The sequence below is a fragment of the Pseudomonas sp. GM80 genome (assembly GCF_000282515.1).
Lineage (GTDB): Bacteria > Pseudomonadota > Gammaproteobacteria > Pseudomonadales > Pseudomonadaceae > Aquipseudomonas.
The window spans coordinates 85166-102295 of the sequence record NZ_AKJD01000080.1 but is presented as its reverse complement, the minus strand read 5'-3'; the positions used below and the strand labels follow the sequence as shown (position 1 = coordinate 102295).

Below are 17130 nucleotides of genomic sequence, written 5' to 3'. Positions count from 1 at the left end.
TATCCGTGAAGGCGGTCGTACCGTCGGCGCTGGTGTCGTAGCCAAAATCATCGAGTAAGTGGTTGTAATGTATTTTTCGGGCCGGCATAATGGTCGGCCTGATTTTGTTTTAGGTCAGTAGCTCAATTGGCAGAGCGACGGTCTCCAAAACCGTAGGTTGGGGGTTCGATTCCCTCCTGACCTGCCAGATTCACTTGGTGTGTCTGGCTTTCTTTTCACAGGATCTTCATAGATGACTCCTAAAGCTGAAGCTCAAGGCTCTCGCTTCGATCTGCTCAAGTGGCTTGTAGTTGTCGCTTTGGTGGTTGTTGGCGTTGTTGGCAATCAGTATTACTCTGCTTCGCCGATCCTGTACCGTGTACTTGCTTTGCTGGCCTTAGCTGCTGTAGCTGCCTTTGTAGGCCTGCAGACTGCGAAGGGCAAGTCTTTCTTTGTACTGGTTAAGGAAGCTCGCACCGAGATTCGTAAAGTCGTGTGGCCAACTCGCCAAGAAACCACGCAGACCACCCTTATTGTGGTGGCTGTTGTTTTGGTTATGGCGTTGCTGTTGTGGGGGCTTGATTCCCTGCTCGGCTGGCTTGTTTCCTTGATTGTCGGCTAAGGGTGTCCCGTGGCTAAGCGTTGGTATGTTGTGCATGCTTACTCGGGTTACGAGAAGCATGTGATGCGCTCGCTGGTCGAGCGCGTAAAGCTGGCTGGCATGGAAGATGGCTTCGGCGAGATTCTGGTTCCCACTGAAGAAGTGGTTGAAATGCGTAATGGCCAGAAGCGCAAAAGCGAGCGCAAATTCTTTCCAGGCTACGTGCTGGTTCAGATGGATATGAATGAGGGTACTTGGCACTTGGTCAAGGACACTCCTCGGGTGATGGGTTTTATCGGCGGTACTGCTGATAAGCCAGCGCCAATCACCGATAAAGAGGCGGAAGCAATTCTGCGTCGTGTTGCTGATGGTAGCGACAAGCCGAAGCCGAAGACTCTCTTCGAGCCAGGCGAGACGGTGCGAGTCAACGACGGTCCATTCGCTGATTTCAATGGCGTTGTTGAAGAAGTTAACTACGAAAAGAGCCGGATCCAAGTGGCAGTGCTCATTTTCGGTCGCTCTACTCCGGTAGAGTTGGAGTTCAGTCAGGTCGAAAAGGTCTAGCTGAAAAAGCATCCCAACCCCACAGCCATAGGCTGTGGGGTTTTGTCGTCACTGGGATAAACGCGCAAGTAACCGGGGAGCCTTTCGAGGCGTTCGAACCCGTAATTGGAGTGCCTCATGGCCAAGAAGATTACCGCTTACATCAAGCTGCAAGTGAAGGCCGCTCAGGCTAACCCAAGCCCACCTGTTGGTCCTGCACTGGGTCAGCACGGCGTGAACATCATGGAATTCTGCAAAGCTTTCAACGCCCGTACCCAGGGTCTGGAAGCTGGTCTGCCGACTCCAGTGATCATCACTGTCTACAGCGACCGTAGCTTCACTTTCGAAACAAAATCCACCCCTGCTTCGGTTCTGCTGAAGAAAGCGGCCGGTCTGACCAGCGGTTCCGCTCGTCCGAACACCGTTAAGGTTGGCACCGTTACCCGTGCTCAGCTGGAAGAAATCGCGAAAACCAAAAACGCGGATCTGACTGCAGCTGATATGGATGCAGCCGTGCGTACTATCGCCGGTTCTGCTCGTAGCATGGGCCTTAACGTGGAGGGTGTGTAATGGCTAAGCTGACCAAGCGTCAAAAGGCTATCGCCGGCAAAATCGAAGCAGGCAAGGCCTACAACATTGTAGATGCCGCCGCTCTGCTGGCTGAGCTGTCGACTGTCAAGTTCAGCGAGTCGTTCGACGTTGCTGTAAACCTGGGTGTTGACCCGCGTAAATCCGACCAGGTTGTTCGTAGCGCTACTGTGCTGCCACACGGCACTGGCAAGACTGTTCGCGTTGCTGTGTTCACCCAGGGTCCAGCTGCTGAGGCCGCTTTGGCTGCCGGCGCTGACCGTGTAGGTATGGACGACCTGGCTGCCGAAATGAAAGGCGGCGACCTGAACTATGACGTAGTGATCGCATCCCCGGATGCAATGCGCGTTGTAGGTCAGTTGGGTCAGATCCTCGGTCCACGTGGTCTGATGCCTAACCCTAAGGTTGGTACTGTAACTCCAGACGTAGCTACCGCGGTCAAGAACGCTAAAGCTGGTCAGGTTCGTTATCGCACCGACAAAAACGGCATCATTCACACTTCCGTTGGCAAGATGGGCTTCGATGCCGTCAAGCTGAAGGAAAACGTTGAAGCCCTGATCGCTGATCTGAAGCGTATCAAGCCAGCTTCCTCGAAAGGTATCTACGTCAAGCGCGTTACCCTGAGCACCACTATGGGCCCAGGTCTGGTTATCGACCAGAGCTCGCTGGACGCGTAAGACAAAAATTGGTGCGAGTCATCGCACCAATTGAAAGATTGGGGTCCCTGCCTGGCGGGGGCTATCCAAGACCGTAGGCGGCGCAAGTCTTAAACCATCAGCCTACGCAGATGGTGCTCCCGGTTCCTTACCGAATCAGACACCAAAACGACATTCGGTTTCGATCGAATGAAACGGTAACAAGCAGGAGTTAAACCCGTGGCAATTAATCTCGAAGACAAGAAGGCCATCGTCGCTGAAGTCAACGAGGCTGCCAAAGTCGCTCTGTCCGCTGTCGTGGTTGATGCACGTGGCGTAACAGTAGGCGCAATGACCGGACTCCGTAAAGAGGCTCGTGAAGCTGGCGTTTACGTACGCGTTGTACGTAACACCCTGCTCAAGCGCGCTGTTGCTGACACTCAATACAGTGTCCTCAACGACGTGTTCACCGGCCCGACCCTGATTGCATTCTCGAACGAACATCCGGGCGCTGCTGCCCGTATCTTCAAAGAGTTTGCCAAGGGTCAGGACAAGTTCGAGATCAAGGCAGCTGCGTTCGAGGGCAAGTTCCTCGCAGCTAATCAGATCGACGTACTGGCAACTCTGCCGACCCGTGACGAAGCAATTTCTCAGCTGATGAGCGTGATTCAAGGCGCTACCAGCAAATTGGCTCGTACTCTGGCGGCAATTCGCGACCAGAAAGAAGCTGCTGCAGCCTAAGGCTCGTCAACTTCTCGCGTTTTTTGTTTATTTCGATGGTCGCGTAGGCCGTCCCCCAATTCAGGAATTGAGTCATGTCTCTGACTAACGAACAAATCATCGAAGCAATCGGCCAGAAATCCGTAGTGGAAATCGTTGAGCTGATCAAAGCGATGGAAGAAACCTTCGGCGTTACCGCTGCTGCTGCTTCGGCTGGTCCAGCTGCTGCTGCCGCTGTTGTTGAAGAGCAAACCGAGTTCAACGTTGTTCTGCTGGAAGCTGGCGAGAAGAAGGTTAACGTGATCAAGGCAGTTCGTGAACTGACTGGTCTGGGCCTGAAAGAAGCCAAAGAGAAAGTAGACGGCGCTCCTCAGGTTGTAGCTGAAGGCGTTTCGAAAGAAGCGGCTGAAGACGCCAAGAAGAAGCTGGAAGAAGCAGGCGCTAAAGTCGAGCTGAAATAAGCATCGACTTTGCTCCTCCAGCCCGAGCGTCAAGCGACAGGCTGATGGCTGGTGGCTCTTGCCACCGGCCTTTTTCCGTTATTGGCAGCCGACTGGGTCGGTGCTGATAAAGGCGCTGTAACCACCCGATGCGGTGGCGCAAACCATGGGGTTTGCACGATTTTCTGGCTGCTCCCGTCGGGAGGGGCCAAACAAGCAGGTGACCAAGCTGGGGAACGCTGATGGCTTACTCATATACTGAGAAAAAACGTATCCGCAAGGACTTTAGCAAGTTGCCGGACGTCATGGATGTGCCGTACCTCCTGGCCATCCAGCTGGATTCGTATCGTGAATTCTTGCAAGCGGGAGCGACTAAAGATCAGTTCCGCGACGTGGGCCTGCATGCGGCCTTCAAATCCGTTTTCCCGATCATCAGCTACTCCGGCAATGCTGCGCTGGAGTACGTCGGTTATCGCCTGGGCGAACCGGCATTTGATGTCAAAGAATGCGTATTGCGCGGTGTAACTTTCGCCGTACCTTTGCGGGTAAAAGTGCGCCTGATCATTTTCGACAAAGAATCGTCGAACAAAGCGATCAAGGACATCAAAGAGCAAGAAGTCTACATGGGTGAAATCCCCCTGATGACTGAGAACGGTACCTTCGTAATCAACGGTACCGAGCGTGTAATCGTTTCCCAGCTGCACCGTTCCCCGGGCGTGTTCTTCGACCACGACCGCGGCAAGACGCATAGCTCCGGCAAACTGCTGTACTCCGCGCGCATCATTCCTTACCGCGGTTCGTGGCTGGACTTCGAGTTCGACCCGAAAGACTGTGTGTTCGTGCGTATCGACCGTCGTCGCAAGCTGCCGGCATCGGTACTGTTGCGCGCGCTCGGCTATACCACTGAAGAAGTGCTCGACGCTTTCTACACCACCAACGTTTTCCACCTGAGCGGCGAAACCCTCAGCCTGGAACTGATTGCTTCGCGTCTGCGTGGTGAAATTGCGGTTCTGGATATTCAGGACGAGAAGGGCAAGGTCATCGTTGAAGCGGGCCGCCGTATTACCGCGCGCCACATCAACCAGATCGAAAAAGCCGGCATCAAGACCCTGGAAGTGCCTCTGGACTACGTCCTCGGTCGCACTACCGCCAAGGTCATCGTGCACCCGGCTACCGGCGAAATCCTGGCAGAGTGCAACACCGAGCTGAACACTGAAGTCCTGGCAAAAATTGCCAAGTCCGGCGTTGTTCGCATCGAAACTCTGTACACCAACGACATCGACTGCGGTCCGTTCGTCTCCGACACGCTGAAGATCGACTCCACCAGCAACCAATTGGAAGCGCTGGTCGAGATCTATCGCATGATGCGTCCAGGCGAGCCGCCAACCAAAGACGCTGCCGAAACCCTGTTCAACAACCTGTTCTTCAGCCCTGAGCGCTATGACCTGTCTGCGGTCGGCCGGATGAAGTTCAACCGTCGTATCGGTCGTACCGAGATCGAAGGTTCGGGCGTGCTGTGCAAGGAAGACATCGTCGCGGTACTGAAGACTCTGGTCGACATCCGTAACGGTAAAGGCATCGTCGATGACATCGACCACCTGGGTAACCGTCGTGTTCGCTGCGTAGGCGAAATGGCCGAGAACCAGTTCCGCGTTGGCCTGGTACGTGTTGAGCGTGCGGTCAAAGAGCGTCTGTCGATGGCTGAAAGCGAAGGCCTGATGCCGCAAGACCTGATCAACGCCAAGCCAGTGGCTGCGGCGGTGAAAGAGTTCTTCGGTTCCAGCCAGCTCTCGCAGTTCATGGACCAGAACAACCCGCTGTCCGAGATCACCCACAAGCGTCGTGTCTCTGCACTCGGCCCTGGCGGTCTGACTCGTGAGCGCGCAGGCTTTGAAGTTCGTGACGTACACCCGACTCACTACGGTCGTGTATGCCCGATTGAAACGCCGGAAGGTCCGAACATCGGTCTGATCAACTCCCTGGCTGCGTACGCTCGCACCAACCAGTACGGCTTCCTGGAAAGCCCGTACCGCGTGGTGAAAGAGGGTGTGGTCACCGACGAGATCGTGTTCCTGTCCGCTATTGAAGAAGCCGATCACGTGATCGCGCAGGCTTCGGCGACCATGAACGACCAGAAAGTCCTGATCGACGAACTGGTAGCCGTACGTCACTTGAACGAATTCACCGTTAAGGCGCCTGAAGAAGTCACCTTGATGGACGTTTCGCCGAAGCAGGTAGTTTCGGTTGCAGCGTCGCTGATTCCGTTCCTCGAGCACGACGACGCCAACCGTGCGTTGATGGGTTCGAACATGCAGCGTCAAGCTGTACCAACCCTGCGTGCTGACAAGCCGTTGGTAGGTACCGGCATGGAGCGTAACGTAGCCCGTGACTCCGGCGTTTGCGTCGTGGCTCGTCGTGGCGGCGTGATCGATTCCGTCGACGCCAGCCGTATCGTGGTTCGTGTTGCTGATGACGAAGTTGAAACCGGCGAAGCTGGTGTCGACATCTACAACCTGACCAAATACACCCGCTCGAACCAGAACACCTGCATCAACCAGCGTCCGCTGGTGCGTAAGGGTGATCGCGTTCAGCGCAGCGACATCATGGCCGACGGTCCGTCCACCGATATGGGTGAACTGGCGCTGGGTCAGAACATGCGCATCGCCTTCATGGCATGGAACGGCTTCAACTTCGAAGACTCCATCTGCCTGTCCGAGCGTGTTGTACAAGAAGACCGTTTCACCACGATCCACATTCAGGAACTGACCTGTGTGGCTCGTGACACCAAGCTTGGGCCTGAAGAGATCACTGCAGACATCCCGAACGTGGGTGAAGCTGCACTGAACAAACTGGACGAAGCCGGTATCGTTTACGTAGGTGCTGAAGTTGGCGCAGGCGACATCCTGGTAGGTAAGGTCACTCCGAAAGGCGAGACCCAACTGACTCCGGAAGAAAAACTGCTGCGTGCAATCTTCGGTGAAAAAGCCAGCGACGTTAAAGACACTTCCCTGCGCGTACCTACCGGTACCAAAGGTACTGTCATCGACGTACAGGTCTTCACCCGTGACGGCGTTGAGCGTGATGCTCGTGCGCTGTCGATCGAGAAGACTCAGCTCGACGAGATCCGCAAGGATCTGAACGAAGAGTTCCGTATCGTTGAAGGCGCGACTTTCGAACGTCTGCGTTCCGCTCTGGTAGGCCACAAGGCTGAAGGCGGCGCAGGTCTGAAGAAAGGTCAGGACATCACCGACGAAGTACTCGACGGTCTTGAGCATGGTCAGTGGTTCAAACTGCGCATGGCTGAAGATGCTCTGAACGAGCAGCTCGAGAAGGCTCAGGCCTACATCGTTGATCGCCGCCGTCTGCTGGACGACAAGTTCGAAGACAAGAAGCGCAAACTGCAGCAGGGCGATGACCTGGCTCCAGGTGTGCTGAAAATCGTCAAGGTTTACCTGGCAATCCGTCGTCGCATCCAGCCGGGCGACAAGATGGCCGGTCGTCACGGTAACAAAGGTGTGGTCTCCGTGATCATGCCGGTTGAAGACATGCCGCACGATGCCAATGGCACCCCGGTCGACGTCGTCCTCAACCCACTGGGCGTACCTTCGCGTATGAACGTTGGTCAGATCCTTGAAACCCACCTGGGCCTCGCGGCCAAAGGTCTGGGCGAGAAGATCAACCGGATGATCGAAGAGCAGCGTAAAGTCGCTGAACTGCGTACCTTCCTGGACGAGATCTACAACCAGATCGGCGGTCGTAACGAAGATCTGGACAGCTTCTCCGATCAGGAAATCCTGGATCTGGCGAAGAACCTGCGTGGCGGCGTTCCAATGGCCACTCCAGTGTTCGACGGCGCCAAGGAAAGCGAAATCAAGGCCATGCTGAAACTGGCAGACCTGCCGGAAAGCGGCCAGATGCAGCTGACTGACGGCCGTACCGGCAACAAGTTCGAGCGTCCAGTTACCGTTGGCTACATGTACATGCTGAAGCTGAACCACTTGGTAGACGACAAGATGCACGCGCGTTCTACCGGTTCGTACAGCCTGGTTACCCAGCAGCCGCTGGGTGGTAAGGCGCAGTTCGGTGGTCAGCGTTTCGGGGAGATGGAGGTCTGGGCACTGGAAGCATACGGTGCTGCTTACACTCTGCAAGAAATGCTCACAGTGAAGTCGGACGATGTGAACGGCCGTACCAAGATGTACAAAAACATCGTGGATGGCGATCACCGTATGGAGCCGGGCATGCCCGAGTCCTTCAACGTGTTGATCAAGGAAATTCGTTCCCTCGGCATCGATATCGATCTGGAAACCGAATAACACGTGACGCGAATCGAGAGCGGGGCAGGATTGCCCGCTCTCTGCTCCGCCAGGAGGAAAGGCCTTGAAAGACCTACTGAATTTGCTGAAAAACCAGGGTCAAGTCGAAGAGTTCGACGCCATCCGTATCGGATTGGCCTCGCCTGAGATGATCCGCTCATGGTCGTTCGGTGAAGTTAAAAAGCCGGAAACCATCAACTACCGTACGTTCAAACCTGAGCGTGACGGCCTGTTCTGCGCCAAGATCTTTGGCCCGGTAAAGGATTACGAGTGCCTGTGCGGTAAGTACAAGCGCTTGAAGCACCGTGGTGTGATCTGCGAGAAGTGCGGCGTTGAAGTTGCACTGGCCAAGGTTCGTCGTGAGCGCATGGCGCACATCGAACTGGCTTCGCCGGTTGCCCACATCTGGTTCCTGAAATCGCTGCCGTCCCGTATCGGCTTGCTGATGGACATGACCCTGCGTGATATCGAACGCGTTCTCTACTTCGAGAGCTATGTCGTTATCGACCCAGGCATGACCACCCTTGAGAAAGGTCAGCTGCTGAACGACGAGCAGTACTTCGAAGCGCTGGAAGAGTTCGGTGACGACTTCGACGCCCGTATGGGTGCTGAAGCTGTCCGTGAACTGCTGCACGCTATCGACCTGGAGCACGAGATTGGCCGTCTGCGCGAAGAAATTCCGCAAACCAACTCCGAAACCAAGATCAAGAAGCTGTCCAAGCGTCTGAAGTTGATGGAAGCCTTCCAGGGTTCCGGCAACCTGCCAGAGTGGATGGTGCTGACCGTTCTGCCGGTTCTGCCGCCAGATCTGCGTCCACTGGTCCCGCTGGATGGCGGTCGTTTCGCGACTTCCGACCTCAACGATCTGTATCGTCGAGTGATCAACCGTAACAACCGTTTGAAGCGCCTGCTGGATTTGTCCGCTCCGGACATCATCGTGCGCAACGAAAAGCGTATGTTGCAGGAAGCTGTCGATGCGCTGCTCGACAACGGCCGTCGTGGCCGCGCTATCACCGGTTCGAACAAGCGTCCTCTGAAATCCCTGGCTGACATGATCAAGGGTAAGCAAGGTCGTTTCCGTCAGAACTTGCTCGGTAAGCGTGTTGACTACTCTGGTCGTTCGGTAATTACCGTAGGTCCGACCCTGCGTCTGCACCAGTGCGGTCTGCCGAAGAAGATGGCTCTCGAGCTGTTCAAACCGTTCATTTTCGGCAAGCTGGAAATGCGTGGTCTCGCGACCACCATCAAAGCGGCCAAGAAAATGGTCGAGCGCGAACTGCCAGAGGTTTGGGACGTTCTCGCTGAAGTGATTCGCGAACACCCGGTTCTTCTCAACCGTGCACCGACCCTTCACCGTCTGGGTATCCAGGCGTTTGAACCGGTACTGATCGAAGGTAAGGCTATCCAGCTGCACCCTCTGGTCTGCGCCGCGTACAACGCCGACTTCGACGGCGACCAAATGGCCGTGCACGTACCGCTGACGCTGGAAGCCCAGCTCGAAGCGCGTGCGTTGATGATGTCGACCAACAACATTCTGTCGCCAGCCAACGGTGAGCCAATCATCGTTCCGTCGCAGGACGTTGTATTGGGTCTGTACTACATGACTCGTGAAGCGATCAACGCCAAAGGCGAAGGTCGTGTATTCGCGGATCTGCAGGAAGTTGACCGTGTGTTCCGTGCCGGCGAAGCCGCACTGCACGCCAAGGTTAAAGTTCGTATCAACGAAACCGTCAACGACCGTGACGGCAACAGCGTGAGCGGCACCCGTATCGTCGACACCACTGTCGGCCGTGCGCTGCTGTTCCAGGTTGTGCCAAAAGGTCTCTCGTACGACGTCGTCAACCTGCCGATGAAGAAAAAGGCGATCTCCAAGCTGATCAACCAGTGCTACCGCGTGGTTGGTTTGAAAGAGACTGTTATCTTCGCTGATCAGTTGATGTACACCGGTTTCGCTTACTCGACCATCTCCGGCGTTTCCATCGGTGTTAACGACTTCGTTATCCCGGACGAGAAAGCCCGCATCATCGGTGCCGCCACCGACGAAGTGAAAGAGATCGAGAGCCAGTACGCCTCCGGCCTGGTAACCCAGGGCGAGAAGTACAACAAAGTGATCGACCTTTGGTCGAAAGCGAACGACGAAGTTTCCAAGGCAATGATGGCCAACCTCTCGAAAGAGAAGGTTATCGACCGTCACGGCGTTGAAGTCGATCAAGAGTCTTTCAACTCGATGTACATGATGGCTGACTCGGGTGCGCGGGGTTCCGCAGCACAGATTCGTCAGCTGGCCGGTATGCGTGGTCTGATGGCCAAGCCGGACGGTTCCATCATTGAAACGCCGATTACTGCGAACTTCCGTGAAGGTTTGAGCGTACTTCAGTACTTCATCTCGACTCACGGTGCTCGTAAAGGTCTGGCGGATACCGCGTTGAAAACTGCGAACTCCGGTTACCTGACTCGTCGTCTGGTAGACGTGGCGCAGGATCTGGTTGTAACCGAGATCGATTGCGGCACCGAACACGGTCTGCTGATGACTCCGCACATTGAAGGCGGTGACGTTGTAGAGCCGTTGGGTGAGCGCGTATTGGGTCGTGTTATTGCCCGTGACGTATTCAAGCCAGGCACCGAGGACGTTATCGTTCCGGCCGGTACTCTAGTCGACGAGAAGTGGGTTGAGTTCATCGAGCTGAACAGCATCGACGAAGTGATCGTGCGTTCGCCGATCAGCTGCGAAACCCGCTATGGCATTTGCGCCAAGTGCTACGGCCGTGACTTGGCTCGTGGTCACCAGGTGAACATCGGTGAAGCGGTCGGCGTTATCGCTGCCCAGTCCATCGGTGAGCCGGGTACCCAGCTGACGATGCGTACGTTCCACATCGGTGGTGCGGCAAGCCGGACTTCCGCTGCGGACAGCGTTCAGGTGAAGAATGGCGGTACCGTTCGTCTGCACAATCTGAAGCATGTTGAGCGAGTGGATGGTCACCTGGTTGCTGTGTCCCGTTCCGGTGAGCTGGCCATCGCTGATGACTTCGGTCGTGAGCGTGAGCGTTACAAGCTGCCGTACGGTGCTGTGATTTCGGTTAAAGAAGGTGACAAGGTCGACGCTGGCGCAATCGTGGCCAAGTGGGATCCGCACACTCACCCAATCGTTACCGAAATGAAAGGTACCGTGACCTATGTGGGCATGGAAGAAGGCATCACGATCAAGCGTCAGACCGACGAATTGACCGGTATGACCAACATTGAAGTCCTCGACGCGAAAGATCGTCCAGCTGCGGGCAAAGAAATCCGTCCAGCAGTGAAGATGGTCGACGACAACGGCAAGGATCTGTTGCTGCCAGGCACTGACGTTATCGCTCAGTACTTCCTGCCAGCCAACGCCCTGGTCGGTGTAGCGGACGGTGCGAAGATCGCGATCGGTGATGTTATCGCGCGTATCCCGCAAGAAACTTCGAAGACCCGCGACATCACCGGTGGTCTGCCGCGTGTTGCCGACTTGTTCGAAGCTCGTCGTCCGAAAGAAGCGTCGATTCTGGCTGAAGTCAGCGGCACCATCGCGTTCGGTAAAGAAACCAAAGGCAAGCGCCGTCTGGTTATTACCCCGAACGACGGTACCGATCCGTACGAAGAGCTGATTCCGAAGTGGCGTCACCTGAACGTGTTCGAAGGCGAACAGGTAAACCGCGGCGAAGTTATCTCCGACGGCCCAAGCGATCCGCACGACATCCTGCGTCTGCTGGGTGTGAGCGCGCTGGCCAAGTACATCGTGAACGAGATCCAGGACGTTTACCGTCTGCAAGGCGTGAAGATCAACGACAAGCACATCGAGACCATCCTGCGTCAGATGCTGCGTAAAGTTGAAATCGCTGAATCCGGCGATTCGAGTTTCATCAAGGGCGACCAGATGGAACTGACTCACGTACTGGTAGAGAACGAGCGTCTGGGCGGCGAAGACAAGTTCGTCTCCAAGTACACTCGCGTTCTGCTCGGTATCACCAAGGCGTCGTTGTCCACCGAATCGTTCATCTCGGCGGCTTCCTTCCAGGAAACCACCCGCGTACTGACCGAAGCGGCAGTCACCGGCAAGCGCGATTACCTGCGCGGCCTGAAAGAAAACGTTGTCGTGGGTCGTCTGATCCCGGCAGGTACCGGCCTGGCATATCACAGCGAGCGCAAGCGTCGTCGTGAAGCAGACAAGCCGTTGCGCGTAAGCGCCAGTGAAGTGGAAGCTGCACTGACCGAAGCGCTGAACTCGAGCGGTAACTGAGTTCTGCGATAAATGAGTGTAAGGCCCTGATCACCCCGTTCGTCGAATCGAGACATTTTGTCGAGGTTCGAGGGGCGGGGAGGTCGGGGCCTTGCCTTGACTGGGGACAAGATCCTCTTTAGACTCTTGATCCCCTAAATTTGGCGGGAATTCGTTCCTGCCATTTTGCTTTTCTTGCAAGACAATAGCGTCGCAAGACAACAGTGGAGCTAGTAGATGGCAACTATCAACCAGCTGGTACGTCAGCCGCGTAAGCGTATCGTCGAGAAATCCGACGTACCTGCGCTGCAGAACTGCCCGCAACGTCGTGGCGTGTGCACCCGTGTGTACACCACTACGCCGAAAAAACCTAACTCGGCACTGCGTAAAGTATGCCGTGTGCGCCTGACCAACGGTTTCGAAGTTTCTTCGTACATCGGTGGTGAAGGTCACAACCTGCAAGAGCACAGCGTGGTACTGATCCGCGGCGGTCGTGTAAAAGACTTGCCAGGTGTTCGTTACCACACCGTTCGCGGTTCTTTGGATACTTCCGGCGTTAAAGGTCGTAACCAAGGTCGTTCGAAGTACGGTACCAAGCGTCCGAAGTAATCGGCCGTTTTGCAGATTTTCATTTTATTGAGTCGATAAGAGTAAGGTCGGGCACGCATCCATTGGATCTGTCCCGAGCTAACCTGAAGACCGCTTGAGGGCTTATCATGCCAAGACGTCGCGTAGCAGCAAAGCGTGAGATTCTGGACGATCCGAAATACGGAAGCCAGATCCTCGCCAAATTCATGAACCACGTTATGGAAAGCGGCAAGAAAGCCGTTGCCGAGCGTATCGTTTATGGTGCCCTGGAAACCGTTGCGACCCGTAAGGCTGGCACCGATCCCCTGGAACTCTTCGAAAAAGCACTCGACGCCATCGCTCCGCTGGTCGAAGTGAAGTCGCGCCGCGTTGGTGGTGCTACTTACCAGGTTCCGGTCGAGGTTCGTCCTTCCCGTCGTAACGCTCTGGCAATGCGCTGGTTGGTAGACTTCGCACGTAAGCGTGGCGAGAAGTCTATGGCTCTGCGTTTGGCTGGCGAACTGCTGGATGCTGCTGAAGGTAAAGGTGCTGCTGTTAAGAAGCGTGAAGACGTGCACCGTATGGCCGAAGCCAACAAAGCTTTCTCGCACTACCGCTTCTAATTTTAGCTTCACTAATTTTGCGAGGGCTTTATGGCTCGTACTACTCCGATTAGTCGCTACCGTAACATCGGTATCGTCGCTCACGTGGATGCTGGTAAAACCACCACCACCGAGCGCGTCCTTTTTTACACCGGCAAAAGTCACAAAATGGGCGAGGTGCATGACGGCGCCGCGACCACAGACTGGATGGTGCAGGAGCAGGAGCGTGGTATTACCATTACTTCTGCTGCCATCACCGCCTTCTGGAAAGGTTCCGAGAAGCAGTACTCGCACGAGCACCGTTTCAACGTAATCGATACCCCGGGTCACGTTGACTTCACCATTGAAGTTGAGCGTTCCCTGCGCGTACTCGACGGCGCTGTCGTTGTGTTCTGCGGTACTTCGGGTGTTGAGCCTCAGTCGGAAACCGTATGGCGTCAAGCCAACAAATACGGTGTTCCACGTCTTGTTTACGTAAACAAGATGGACCGTGCTGGCGCCAACTTCCTGCGCGTGATCGCTCAGATCAAACAGCGTCTGGGTCACACTCCGGTGCCGATCCAGTTGGCTATCGGTTCGGAAGACAACTTCCAGGGTCAGATCGATCTGATCAACATGCAAGCTGTGTACTGGAACGACTCTGACAAAGGTATGGTCCCTGTTCGCAAGGACATTCCTGCCGAGCTGAAAGAGCTGGCTGACGAGTGGCGCAACAACATGGTTGAGGCTGCTGCCGAAGCCAACGAAGAGCTGATGAACAAGTACCTGGAAGGCGAAGAGCTGTCGATCGAAGAGATCAAAGCTGCTTTGCGTCAGCGTACTATCGCCGGCGAAATCGTTCTGGCTGTTTGCGGTTCGTCTTTCAAGAACAAGGGTGTTCCCCTGGTTCTCGACGCCGTTATCGACTTCCTGCCTGCACCAACCGACATTCCCGCTATCAAGGGTACTGACCCGGATAACGAAGAAGTCGAGCTGGAGCGTCATGCAGACGATGCGGAGCCGTTCTCGGCTCTGGCGTTCAAGATCGCTACCGACCCATTCGTGGGTACTTTGACCTTCGTCCGCGTTTACTCGGGCGTGTTGAACTCCGGCGACGGCGTAATCAACTCGGTTAAAGGCAAGAAAGAGCGCGTGGGTCGTATGGTGCAAATGCACGCAAACGCCCGTGAAGAGATCAAGGAAGTACGCGCTGGTGACATCGCGGCCCTGATCGGCATGAAGGACGTCACCACTGGTGAAACCCTCTGCAACGCTGACAAGCCAATCATCCTGGTTCGTATGGACTTCCCGGAGCCGGTTATTTCGGTTGCCGTAGAGCCTAAAACCAAGGATGACCAGGAAAAAATGGGTATCGCTCTGGGCAAACTTGCTCAGGAAGACCCGTCTTTCCGCGTAAAAACTGATGAAGAGACTGGTCAGACGATCATCTCCGGCATGGGCGAGTTGCACCTGGACATCCTGGTTGACCGGATGCGCCGTGAGTTCAACGTCGAAGCCAACATCGGCAAGCCTCAGGTTTCGTATCGTGAGCGCATCACGAAGAACTGTGAAATCGAAGGCAAGTTCGTTCGTCAGTCCGGCGGTCGTGGCCAGTTCGGTCACTGCTGGATCCGTTTTGCTCCTGCTGACGAAGGTCAGGAAGGTCTGCAATTCGTGAACGAAGTTGTAGGTGGTGTGGTTCCTAAGGAATACATCCCGGCTATCCAGAAGGGTATCGAAGAGCAGATGAAGAACGGCGTTGTTGCCGGCTATCCGCTGATCGGCCTGAAGGCTACCGTGTTCGATGGTTCTTACCACGACGTCGACTCCAACGAGATGGCGTTTAAAGTGGCTGCCTCCATGGCGACCAAGCAACTGGCCCAGAAGGGCGGTGGTGAGTTGCTTGAGCCGATCATGGCTGTAGAGGTTGTTACGCCTGAAGACTATATGGGTGATGTGATGGGCGACCTTAACCGTCGTCGTGGCATGATCCAGGGTATGGAAGACACAGTGTCCGGCAAGGTTATCCGTGCCGAGGTTCCACTGGGTGAGATGTTCGGTTATGCGACCGACGTTCGTTCCATGTCCCAGGGTCGCGCAAGCTACTCTATGGAATTCAAAAAATACGATACGGCTCCGTCGCACATCGTCGAATCCGTAACCAAAAAACAAGGCTGATTCAGCCCCTTTAGGCTAGGAGTTAATTGTCGTGGCTAAAGAAAAATTTGATCGTTCCCTACCGCACGTCAACGTTGGCACCATCGGTCACGTTGACCACGGTAAAACCACTCTGACTGCTGCTCTGACTCGCGTTTGCTCCGAAGTTTTCGGTTCGGCAATCGTTGACTTCGACAAGATCGACAGCGCACCAGAAGAGAAAGCTCGCGGTATCACCATCAACACCGCACACGTTGAGTACAACTCGAAGATCCGTCACTACGCTCACGTTGACTGCCCAGGTCACGCTGACTATGTGAAGAACATGATCACCGGTGCTGCTCAAATGGACGGCGCTATTCTGGTTTGCTCGGCCGCTGATGGTCCGATGCCACAAACCCGTGAGCACATCCTGCTGTCCCGTCAGGTAGGCGTTCCGTACATCGTGGTTTTCCTGAACAAGGCTGACCTGGTAGACGACGCTGAGCTGCTGGAACTGGTTGAGATGGAAGTTCGCGACCTGCTGTCCACCTACGACTTCCCGGGCGATGACACTCCAATCATCATCGGTTCGGCTCGTATGGCTCTGGAAGGCAAAGACGACAACGAGATGGGCACCACTGCCGTCAAGAAACTGGTTGAGACTCTGGACAGCTACATCCCAGAACCAGTTCGTGTGACTGACAAGCCGTTCCTGATGCCAATCGAAGACGTATTCTCGATCTCCGGTCGCGGTACTGTTGTAACTGGTCGTATCGAGCGCGGTATCGTTCGCGTTCAAGATCCGCTGGAAATCGTTGGTCTGCGTGACACCACCGTTACTACTTGCACCGGTGTTGAAATGTTCCGCAAGCTGCTCGACGAAGGTCGTGCTGGCGAGAACTGCGGCGTTCTGCTGCGTGGTACCAAGCGTGACGACGTTGAGCGTGGCCAGGTTTTGGTTAAGCCGGGTTCGGTTAAGCCGCACACCACTTTCACCGCAGAGGTTTACGTTCTGAGCAAGGAAGAAGGCGGTCGTCACACTCCGTTCTTCAAAGGCTACCGTCCACAGTTCTACTTCCGTACGACTGACGTGACCGGTAACTGCGAGCTGCCAGAAGGCGTTGAAATGGTAATGCCAGGTGACAACATTCAGATGACTGTTACCCTGATCAAAACCATCGCAATGGAAGATGGTCTGCGTTTCGCTATCCGTGAAGGCGGTCGTACCGTCGGCGCTGGCGTCGTAGCCAAAATCATCGCGTAATTCTCTTTTATAGAGATTGCTCGATGCTTTGAAAAAGCCCCCGCTCAGCGGGGGCTTTTTTTATTGGGTTGACACCTATATGGGGCGTCTATAGAATTGCGCCTCCTTTTAACGGGCGTATTGCGCTCGGTGGGAATAGCAGCCGGAGTCTGAAATCCAATGCAAAATCAGCAAATCCGTATCAGGTTGAAGGCTTTTGACCATCGCCTGATCGACCAATCAACCCAGGAAATCGTGGAAACCGCGAAACGTACTGGTGCTCAAGTGCGTGGTCCAATTCCACTGCCTACCCGTAAAGAGCGGTTCACCGTTCTGGTTTCTCCGCACGTCAACAAAGACGCGCGCGACCAGTACGAAATCCGCACTCATAAGCGCGTTCTGGACATCGTCCAGCCAACGGATAAAACCGTTGATGCTCTTATGAAGCTTGATCTTGCGGCCGGTGTGGAAGTGCAGATCAGCCTCGGCTAAGACTCGGTCTTAGTCGTGTAACGCTCTGAAATGGGCGGCCATA

Annotated in this window: 13 protein-coding genes and 1 tRNA gene; all 14 read left to right on the top strand. The window is 55.2% G+C overall.

Annotation, left to right across the window (positions count from 1 at the left end; all coding sequences use genetic code 11):
* Positions 1 to 111 precede the first annotated feature (111 nt).
* The 14 genes from PMI37_RS14445 (at position 112) to rpsJ (ending at position 17087) form a co-directional block, all read left to right on the top strand.
* Positions 112 to 187 (top strand) — tRNA-Trp (locus PMI37_RS14445).
* Positions 188 to 232: 45 nt separating this feature from the next.
* Positions 233 to 601, top strand: a complete 369-nt coding sequence (gene secE, locus PMI37_RS14440; protein WP_008081915.1) for a preprotein translocase subunit SecE — start codon at positions 233 to 235, stop codon at positions 599 to 601.
* Between the two features lie 9 nt (positions 602 to 610).
* Positions 611 to 1144 carry a transcription termination/antitermination protein NusG gene (gene nusG / locus PMI37_RS14435; RefSeq protein ID WP_007916492.1) on the top strand — a complete coding sequence of 178 codons (534 nt, stop codon included), beginning with the start codon at positions 611 to 613 and terminating at the stop codon, positions 1142 to 1144.
* Between the two features lie 117 nt (positions 1145 to 1261).
* The gene (rplK, locus tag PMI37_RS14430; RefSeq protein WP_003228756.1) at positions 1262 to 1693 is read left to right on the top strand and encodes a 50S ribosomal protein L11; all 432 of its coding nucleotides are present in this window, start codon (positions 1262 to 1264) and stop codon (positions 1691 to 1693) included.
* Positions 1693 to 2388 carry a 50S ribosomal protein L1 gene (gene rplA / locus PMI37_RS14425; protein WP_007916481.1) on the top strand — a complete coding sequence of 232 codons (696 nt, stop codon included), beginning with the start codon at positions 1693 to 1695 and terminating at the stop codon, positions 2386 to 2388. The genes rplK and rplA overlap by 1 nt, the downstream gene beginning before the upstream one ends.
* Before the next feature lie 198 nt (positions 2389 to 2586).
* Positions 2587 to 3087 carry a 50S ribosomal protein L10 gene (gene rplJ / locus PMI37_RS14420; RefSeq protein WP_008081912.1) on the top strand — a complete coding sequence of 167 codons (501 nt, stop codon included), beginning with the start codon at positions 2587 to 2589 and terminating at the stop codon, positions 3085 to 3087.
* A gap of 74 nt (positions 3088 to 3161) precedes the next feature.
* Positions 3162 to 3527, top strand: coding sequence for a 50S ribosomal protein L7/L12 (gene rplL, locus PMI37_RS14415; protein WP_003228750.1), 366 nt, complete (start codon positions 3162 to 3164; stop codon positions 3525 to 3527).
* A 221-nt stretch (positions 3528 to 3748) separates the two neighbouring features.
* A complete protein-coding gene (gene rpoB, locus PMI37_RS14410; protein ID WP_008081909.1) occupies positions 3749 to 7822 on the top strand; it encodes a DNA-directed RNA polymerase subunit beta in 4074 nt (1357 codons plus the stop codon).
* A 64-nt stretch (positions 7823 to 7886) separates the two neighbouring features.
* Positions 7887 to 12086 carry a DNA-directed RNA polymerase subunit beta' gene (gene rpoC, locus PMI37_RS14405; protein ID WP_007916472.1) on the top strand — a complete coding sequence of 1400 codons (4200 nt, stop codon included), beginning with the start codon at positions 7887 to 7889 and terminating at the stop codon, positions 12084 to 12086.
* 216 nt (positions 12087 to 12302) lie between these two features.
* On the top strand, positions 12303 to 12674 hold the full coding sequence (gene rpsL, locus PMI37_RS14400) for a 30S ribosomal protein S12 (protein ID WP_003186084.1): 372 nt from the start codon (positions 12303 to 12305) through the stop codon (positions 12672 to 12674).
* A 107-nt stretch (positions 12675 to 12781) separates the two neighbouring features.
* Positions 12782 to 13255, top strand: a complete 474-nt coding sequence (gene rpsG, locus PMI37_RS14395; protein ID WP_007916467.1) for a 30S ribosomal protein S7 — start codon at positions 12782 to 12784, stop codon at positions 13253 to 13255.
* Between the two features lie 30 nt (positions 13256 to 13285).
* Positions 13286 to 15391, top strand: coding sequence for an elongation factor G (fusA, locus tag PMI37_RS14390; RefSeq protein ID WP_008081907.1), 2106 nt, complete (start codon positions 13286 to 13288; stop codon positions 15389 to 15391).
* A 31-nt stretch (positions 15392 to 15422) separates the two neighbouring features.
* Positions 15423 to 16616 carry an elongation factor Tu gene (gene tuf / locus PMI37_RS14385; protein ID WP_007918472.1) on the top strand — a complete coding sequence of 398 codons (1194 nt, stop codon included), beginning with the start codon at positions 15423 to 15425 and terminating at the stop codon, positions 16614 to 16616.
* Between the two features lie 159 nt (positions 16617 to 16775).
* Positions 16776 to 17087: a 30S ribosomal protein S10 gene (gene rpsJ, locus PMI37_RS14380; protein ID WP_003186070.1), complete on the top strand. Its 312-nt coding sequence runs from the start codon at positions 16776 to 16778 to the stop codon at positions 17085 to 17087.
* Positions 17088 to 17130 lie beyond the last annotated feature (43 nt).

What these genes read in the sequence shown, in the direction of transcription:
- rplL (WP_003228750.1), top strand. Translation starts at nt 3,162, where the DNA reads ATGTCTCTGACTAACGAACAAATCATCGAAGCAATCGGCCAGAAATCC.
- rplA (WP_007916481.1), top strand. Translation starts at nt 1,693, where the DNA reads ATGGCTAAGCTGACCAAGCGTCAAAAGGCTATCGCCGGCAAAATCGAA.
- rpsL (WP_003186084.1), top strand. Translation starts at nt 12,303, where the DNA reads ATGGCAACTATCAACCAGCTGGTACGTCAGCCGCGTAAGCGTATCGTC.
- rpsG (WP_007916467.1), top strand. Translation starts at nt 12,782, where the DNA reads ATGCCAAGACGTCGCGTAGCAGCAAAGCGTGAGATTCTGGACGATCCG.
- rplK (WP_003228756.1), top strand. Translation starts at nt 1,262, where the DNA reads ATGGCCAAGAAGATTACCGCTTACATCAAGCTGCAAGTGAAGGCCGCT.
- rpsJ (WP_003186070.1), top strand. Translation starts at nt 16,776, where the DNA reads ATGCAAAATCAGCAAATCCGTATCAGGTTGAAGGCTTTTGACCATCGC.
- secE (WP_008081915.1), top strand. Translation starts at nt 233, where the DNA reads ATGACTCCTAAAGCTGAAGCTCAAGGCTCTCGCTTCGATCTGCTCAAG.
- fusA (WP_008081907.1), top strand. Translation starts at nt 13,286, where the DNA reads ATGGCTCGTACTACTCCGATTAGTCGCTACCGTAACATCGGTATCGTC.
- rpoB (WP_008081909.1), top strand. Translation starts at nt 3,749, where the DNA reads ATGGCTTACTCATATACTGAGAAAAAACGTATCCGCAAGGACTTTAGC.